The organism is Psychrobacter sp. PP-21, assembly GCF_033790785.1.
Taxonomy (GTDB): Bacteria; Pseudomonadota; Gammaproteobacteria; order Pseudomonadales; family Moraxellaceae; genus Psychrobacter.
Genome location: NZ_JAMYEB010000001.1, coordinates 698,118 through 704,752, shown reverse-complemented (window position 1 = coordinate 704,752; position 6,635 = coordinate 698,118). Strand labels below are relative to the sequence as shown.

Genomic DNA, 6,635 nt, shown 5'->3' with positions numbered 1-6,635 from the left:
AGGTCATGCCCTCATCTAAGCTTTTTAAGACTTGTTTGCGATAATCTAGGGAGTAAGTCATGGTTATTTATTGTGGTAGTCGTTTAGTTGATTTATTTTATAACATTTTTGTGGTCAGGTGACTATATGTAGCCAACCAACAATGAAAGACAGGTTTCATATACATAGAGTTTTTGTATGACCATTCTATAGTAGTCGTTTTTTACAGTACATACTCGTCACGCACTCATTTGATATACCAATAACCTATCACAATAAGGACATGAATAATGATGACACTTTATGGCTATTTCCGTAGTAGCACCGCTTACCGTACTCGTATCGCCCTGAATCTAAAAGGTTTAAATTATGAGGATGTCGCTATCAATCTAGCTCAAGATGAGCAACTAGAAGCAGCCTTTAAGGCTCTTAACCCTCAAGGACTGGTGCCTGTCCTGCAAGCTGATGACTTACTATTATACCAAAGTCCAGCTATCTTGGAGTGGTTAGAAGAGACCTACCCTGAACACGCGTTATTGCCTAATGATGTTACTGGGCGTATGCACGTGCGGGCGCTTAGTGCGATGATTGGCTGCGATATTCATCCGATCAATAACCGCCGTATCCTACAATATTTACGCAACGAGCTGTCAGTAGAGGATGAGGACGTCATTGCATGGTGCAATCGTTGGATTACGGATGGGTTCTTAGCATTGGAGACGCGACTGGCAGCAGATAAGAATCGCGGAAACTACTGCTACGGTGATAGACCGACTCTCGCAGACTGCTATTTGATTCCGCAAGTGGCCTCTGCCCGACGTTTTAAGGTAGACCTCACTGCGTATCCCAACATTATGGCTATTGATACGCATTGCCAAACCATACAAGCCTTTATGGATGCCGCTCCTATGATGCAACCTGACGCACCAAAAAATTAAGAGATATCAAAAAGTTAAAACGGATAAAATCGTAGACACAATACAGCAAACAAGTGTATAGTTAAAACCAACTTAATAAGGACATTATTTCGTTAACTGGTAATTGCAAGTGAGACTCAATATCAACTGCCCCATCACTTAAAGCTTTTCTACAAGGATCCGTATGAAATATACTACCAAAGCGCTAATAGCCGCGATGACATTATGTATGAGTGCAAGCGCCTTTGCCTCCAGTCACCGCGAAGCCCCTTCCATCACCAAGACCCCAAAAGTCGACGCGTCTGACTTTTATATGTTCAATAGCTATGAGAATAATCGATCGGACTACGTGACGATTATTGCCAACTACCTGCCTCTACAAGATGCGTATGGCGGGCCCAACTACTTTGCTCTAGATCCAGATGCCCTTTATGAAATTCATATCGACAATAACGGCGATGCGGTCGAAGACATTACCTTTCAGTTTGATTTCACGCAAAACCTAAACAGTATTGAACTTGATACGGATAACGATCCATCAACAGCAAATGTCGCTATTCCTTTGTCTAACGCTGGTGATGCTTCAAACTCTGCCAATGTACAAACCAGCGAAAGTTATAATGTCACGATGGTCAAAGGCGATCGCCGTAGTGGCTCGCGCACCTCATTAGGTAATTTTGATAAGCCATTCGATTATATTGGAACCAAATCATTTAAAGACTATCCTACCTATGCGCGTGGCTTTATCCAACCGCTCAATCTAGGTAGCTGTGGTACAGGCAAAGTATTTGTCGGTCAGCGCGCTGAAGGTTTTGCTATTGATTTAGGTAAAGTATTTGACTTAGTAAATCTAAACCCGTTAGACACGCGTACTTCCGGAACAAACATACTGGCGGACAAAAACGTCACCTCTATTGCGATGGAAGTGCCCAAATCTTGTCTCGTCAATAGCACCGGTAACGACCCTGTGATTGGCGCTTGGACGACGGCTAGTGTCCGTCAAGCGACCCTAGTCAATCCATCTCCTGAATCTGGTATTAGCACAACTGCCAAAAAAGGCGGCGCCTGGACACAAGTCTCAAGATTGGGTATGCCGCTCGTCAATGAAGTGGTCATCGGTCTAAAAGACAAAGACAAGTTTAATGCCTCAGAGCCAAAAGATGATGTAGATAATTTTGCCCCTTATGTATTTTATCCAACGCTACCAAAATTGATTGAAATTTTGTATGGCGATGTCGGTGCAGTAGCGCCAACGAACTTCCCACGTCAGGATTTAGTCACTGCATTTTTAACGGGTATACCTACTGTCAATAAGCCTGCTAATGACAATCAAGTACCTGCAGATATGCTACGCTTGAATACCAATATCCCAGCTGTGGCGGCTGACAATCAAAATGACTTAGGCTTACTCAGTATTATTGATGCTCAAACCGATGGTCTCCCCAATGCTGGTGCAGATACTGCCGGATTCCCGAACGGTCGACGCCCTGGTGATGATGTCACTGATATTGCCTTGCGAGTATCGATGGGCGCACTCTGCCATTCTGGTTTAGATGCCAAGGTTATTCCCTGCGCCCCTACTGATGCCAAAGCTGGCGAAGGTCTGTTCACAGATGGCGCACTCAAAACTGCTAAAGGGTTTGATTCAGTCTTTCCATATCTGAAAACCCCAACCCCAGGTGCCCGAAGCTCTACCACAGATGACCAATAAGCTGAAATTCAACCAAGGAGAAATACTATGCGCTATGTAATGCTAGCCGTATTGATCACTGGATCAGCTGCGCTTTCTGGTTGTTTCAATGATAACGATAGTTCATCAAATATAGGGAAAAGTGACGTTGCAGTAGACCAAGCAAAAGCTGAGCTAGCTGCTAAAAGAACCTCTGATGTGATTGACGCTAGTAACCGTCCGGACACTGATGAGCCTCAGGATATCGATAGAATCATCCTTCCTGAAGCCAATTTGGCTGAGCCTGTTGCTGTCACAGACGCCAACGCTTCACTATAGTTTGATATGAGATTGTTCCAGCACCTAATCAGCCTACTGATTAGGTGTTTCTTTATATATTGAGCCAAGGTAATTTCTATGCATTGGATTAAGACACTTGTCAAATTACTGTTTTTAGTATTTGTCGGTAGCCAAGCGGTTTATGCTGCCCCATTTACTCCCACGGACGATCAACAAATTCTCGCCACTCTACCAGAAAACTCGCCGCCACCTCGCTACCTAAGCTCAGCTGACTTTGCCTCTGATAAACAAGAAAGTAACCTTGATCAGACCAGCCAATTGCTCGAGCGTGCTTATTTACAAGGCGACCCAAGGGCACTCGGGCAAGCACGTGCGCAATTGGATCAGAGCACAGACAACAGTATAGATGCTTTGATGCTACAGGCGCGAGCATTCCAATCAGATCACAAATTCGCTGAAGCAACAGAACGCCTAAAACAAATATTGGATCAAGAACCCGCTCATCCAGATGCTCTGCTGACGCTTTCTTCATTACTGCTTGTACAAGGGCAATTTACAGAAGCGATGCGCTACTGTAAAAAACTTGACGATCCTGACCTGCGTGTCTATGAGCTGGCATGTGCCGCTCAGATACAAACCATGACAGGAGAGCTTGACACTGCAAAAAAAACGCTCAGTGCCTTGGCCGCTGTCGCGCCTGGTCTAGATGCCTCGACCGCACGCTGGGTTTATCTGATTCAAGCCGACGCTGCCTTACGTAGCCACGATACAGCGCTTGCCACTCAGGTTTTTGGTACTATGGATGATCAGACCGTGCCTGCACTTATGGCTCGCGCTGATTGGCTACTCAGTATTGGTGAATACAAAAAAGTCCGTGAGCTGCTCAAAACGCATACCGAAAAGGATGCCCTGCTACTACGTCTGATTACTGCTCAAATGGCGCTCAATGACCCAAAAGCCAAGCAAAATTTAGCATTAATGAAAGAGCGCATTAACGTCTGGCAAATACGTCAAGAAGATGCCCATATGCGCGAACAGGCCACCTATGCGCTACTTACCAATAAAGTGGACTCAGCCCTACAACTGGCAAAAGAAAATTGGCAACAGCAGCGCGAAACGGCAGACATCGTACTGTACGCTACCGCAGCGATAAAAGCTGACAGCCAAAAAGATATCGAACTGATACGCGAGTTTATGGCCGATACGCAGTTTGAATATCCTGCATTAGAGCGTGCTCTACGTGAGGGTAAAATAAGCGACTGTCTACAGTGCCAAGCTGCAAGTGAACGACAATCAAGCCTGCAAGCGGCAAACGCTTCTGTTCACAATGACCACGTTCACGGCAACCAAGTGAGTACCAAAGCGTATACATGGATACCAGTTGAGCCTAAGGATGAGAATTTATGAGCATTCTTTGTAGACTTATTTGGCATCATACGTACCGCTATTTGACTGTATTGCTGCTCATGCTGACCTGCACCCTGGCACAAGCGCATGAGTCTAGTACCGCCTACCTCAATCTCGCACTTGAGGATGCTGACAGCACGACTGATATTATATACGATGCTACCTACGAGCTATCACTACGCGATTTGGCATTATTAATAGATATCGATGCAAACTCTGATAATCAAGTGAGCTGGGTAGAAGTGACGTCACAGACGCCGCTCATAGAGCAGCTTATAACCTCTAAAGTAACATTGGCTCACGCAGCGCAAGCGTGTCAAGTAGCACGTTTTGCACCATTAGCTGTCAACACTCGTGGCGGTTTTAATTACTTATATACCCGTTTTTCATTGAGCTGTGATCAACCAATCGATAGTCTTGATTATCAGATATTGGCAGGTATTGATGCCAATCATCGCTTAATACTGACACAAGCAAACACTGACACACCCTTGCAAGTACTGACGGTCGGACAGAACCCATTGGGTACAGAGGCAGACTCCGGCTGGATGGCAATAACCACAAACTTCCTAAAAAGTGGCATACACCATTTGCTAATTGGTTTGGACCATTTGCTGTTTTTGTTCGTACTCCTCATCCCTGCTGTATACATACGTAAGCAAAAACAGTTGGTAGCTGTCTCTAACCCAAAAGCGGCGTTAATCGAAGTGTTCTGGATCGCAACATCTTTTACGCTTGCTCACTCAATCACGTTGAGCTTAGCAGCATTACAAATCGTTAGTATTCCTGCGCGCTTTATTGAGTCTGTCATCGCACTGTCTATTGCGTTTGCTGCGCTAAACAACTTAGTACCGATGCTACGCGTCCGAGCCGTTTATTTGGCTTTCTTTTTTGGACTCATACACGGTTTTGGTTTTGCCAATGTACTGGTCGATTTACCACTTGACACAAGCGCACGCGTATTGGCGCTATTGAGCTTCAATATCGGTATCGAGTTGGGACAATTAGTATTTATCGCTGTGGTCTTTCCGATAGCACTATTATTACGTCACACGCAGTTCTATAAATGGGGTGTGTTTTATATAGGATCGTTGATTGGTATTTTGGTGGCGCTATGGTGGTTCTTTGAGCGGGCATTTTAGCGCTTTGCTCGCTCATAGACCAATGACATCGGTACGATAGCATCGACTGCTGTGTCATTTTGTTGTATTGGATTGAGTTGCCCCGCTCTTACTTGGGTCGTTGCTATGGCATCAATGATAGGACTGCCCGACGATTCAAGTAACTGTACTTCGGTAATGCTGCCCTCTGTATCGACGCGTAGCTCAAGCATCACGATGAAGACGTCACCCAAATTACCATCGACACTACGCCATACTAGCGATGGAATGCTAGTAGTAGGTTCCTTCCCCTCAATCCAACTGCCATACTCTGCCAAAAAAACAGTCTCGTCAATTGCCTGACTAGCATCATTGTCTGATGCCGATCGATCCATCGTTTGTTCTTCAGCTTGAGCAGCAGCCAGCGCTAGCATTTTTCTGACCGTTTCGTTAGCTGCTTGTTCTTGCCACTGCGCCTGTTCGTTGCGTTTTCTATTGGCCTGTTTGGCTGCTGCCTGCTTCTGCACAGCTTGTTCCCTATTGTATTTCTCTGTCACAGCACGAATCATATAGGACAGATAATCCTCTTCTTCGGCTTCTGCTTGGTTTGCTTGCTTAGAGGTCTTCGCTACTTTTTTGGACTCTACTATTGTGAGATTTGGTACCGATGATGATGTATCAGGCGTCATATTTTTTTTGGCTGATTCTTTTGATGAAAGCATATCTTTGTTTTGTTGCTGTTGCTGTTGCTGTTGCTGTTGCTGTTGCTGTTGCTGTTGCTGTTGCTGTTGCTGTATATGATGTATGAAAGGTTCAGGTGTCGAGGATTTAGGCATAGAGGACTCAACCTCTAAAGTTTCAGTCTCAGAGGTTTCGGGTGTTTTTGCAACTGACAATGGCTGAGTAGGCGCTAGCGCTTCTGTTGATATGGTTTCAATAGGTTGTCGCTCTATTGAAGGTGACTGCATAGTAGGCGCATTAGACTGTGCAGGCTTTGTCGTCGCTGTTTTAGGCTGCATGTCCGTACTGATTGATTCTTTGGGCTGTGGCGGTTTTTTGGGCTGTGAAGACAGTGTAATAAACTCCACCTCTATAGCGTTGACGCTGCTCGTCTCTATCAGTGGTGGTGGACTGTCCATAGATACCATTGCCCACACCGTAACCCCGTGCAGTAAAATAACGAACACAGTGATCCAAGCAGTGATAGGACGGGCAAATAGGTTTGGTATCATCATAGCTAATAGAATACGCATTAAAAACAAC

General features: G+C 45.2%; 6 protein-coding genes. 5 read left to right on the top strand and 1 reads right to left on the bottom strand.

The window, feature by feature from the left end:
• Positions 1-272 precede the first annotated feature (272 nt).
• From maiA to NJD71_RS02840, 5 genes are all read left to right on the top strand, one after another.
• Positions 273-917, top strand: a complete 645-nt coding sequence (gene maiA, locus NJD71_RS02860; RefSeq protein ID WP_319050445.1) for a maleylacetoacetate isomerase — start codon at positions 273-275, stop codon at positions 915-917.
• A gap of 163 nt (positions 918-1,080) precedes the next feature.
• On the top strand, positions 1,081-2,607 hold the full coding sequence (locus tag NJD71_RS02855; RefSeq protein WP_319050410.1) for a DUF4331 domain-containing protein: 1,527 nt from the start codon (positions 1,081-1,083) through the stop codon (positions 2,605-2,607).
• Between the two features lie 27 nt (positions 2,608-2,634).
• Entirely contained in the window at positions 2,635-2,904 is a 270-nt protein-coding gene (locus NJD71_RS02850; RefSeq protein ID WP_319050409.1) for a hypothetical protein, read from the top strand.
• 78 nt (positions 2,905-2,982) lie between these two features.
• Positions 2,983-4,272: a tetratricopeptide repeat protein gene (locus tag NJD71_RS02845; protein WP_319050408.1), complete on the top strand. Its 1,290-nt coding sequence runs from the start codon at positions 2,983-2,985 to the stop codon at positions 4,270-4,272.
• Positions 4,269-5,414, top strand: a complete 1,146-nt coding sequence (locus NJD71_RS02840) for a HupE/UreJ family protein (protein WP_319050407.1) — start codon at positions 4,269-4,271, stop codon at positions 5,412-5,414. Before NJD71_RS02845 ends, NJD71_RS02840 begins: the two co-directional genes overlap by 4 nt.
• Here the strand turns inward: NJD71_RS02840 and NJD71_RS02835 are convergent.
• Positions 5,411-6,625, bottom strand: coding sequence for an energy transducer TonB (locus tag NJD71_RS02835; protein WP_319050406.1), 1,215 nt, complete (start codon positions 6,623-6,625; stop codon positions 5,411-5,413). The two genes, NJD71_RS02840 and NJD71_RS02835, sit on opposite strands and share 4 nt — an antisense overlap.
• Positions 6,626-6,635 lie beyond the last annotated feature (10 nt).

Bases quoted from the DNA above. Each gene is read 5' to 3' on its own strand.
- maiA (WP_319050445.1), top strand. From the start codon at position 273: ATGACACTTTATGGCTATTTCCGTAGTAGCACCGCTTACCGTACTCGT.
- NJD71_RS02855 (WP_319050410.1), top strand. From the start codon at position 1,081: ATGAAATATACTACCAAAGCGCTAATAGCCGCGATGACATTATGTATG.
- NJD71_RS02850 (WP_319050409.1), top strand. From the start codon at position 2,635: ATGCGCTATGTAATGCTAGCCGTATTGATCACTGGATCAGCTGCGCTT.
- NJD71_RS02845 (WP_319050408.1), top strand. From the start codon at position 2,983: ATGCATTGGATTAAGACACTTGTCAAATTACTGTTTTTAGTATTTGTC.
- NJD71_RS02840 (WP_319050407.1), top strand. From the start codon at position 4,269: ATGAGCATTCTTTGTAGACTTATTTGGCATCATACGTACCGCTATTTG.
- NJD71_RS02835 (WP_319050406.1), bottom strand. From the start codon at position 6,625: ATGCGTATTCTATTAGCTATGATGATACCAAACCTATTTGCCCGTCCT.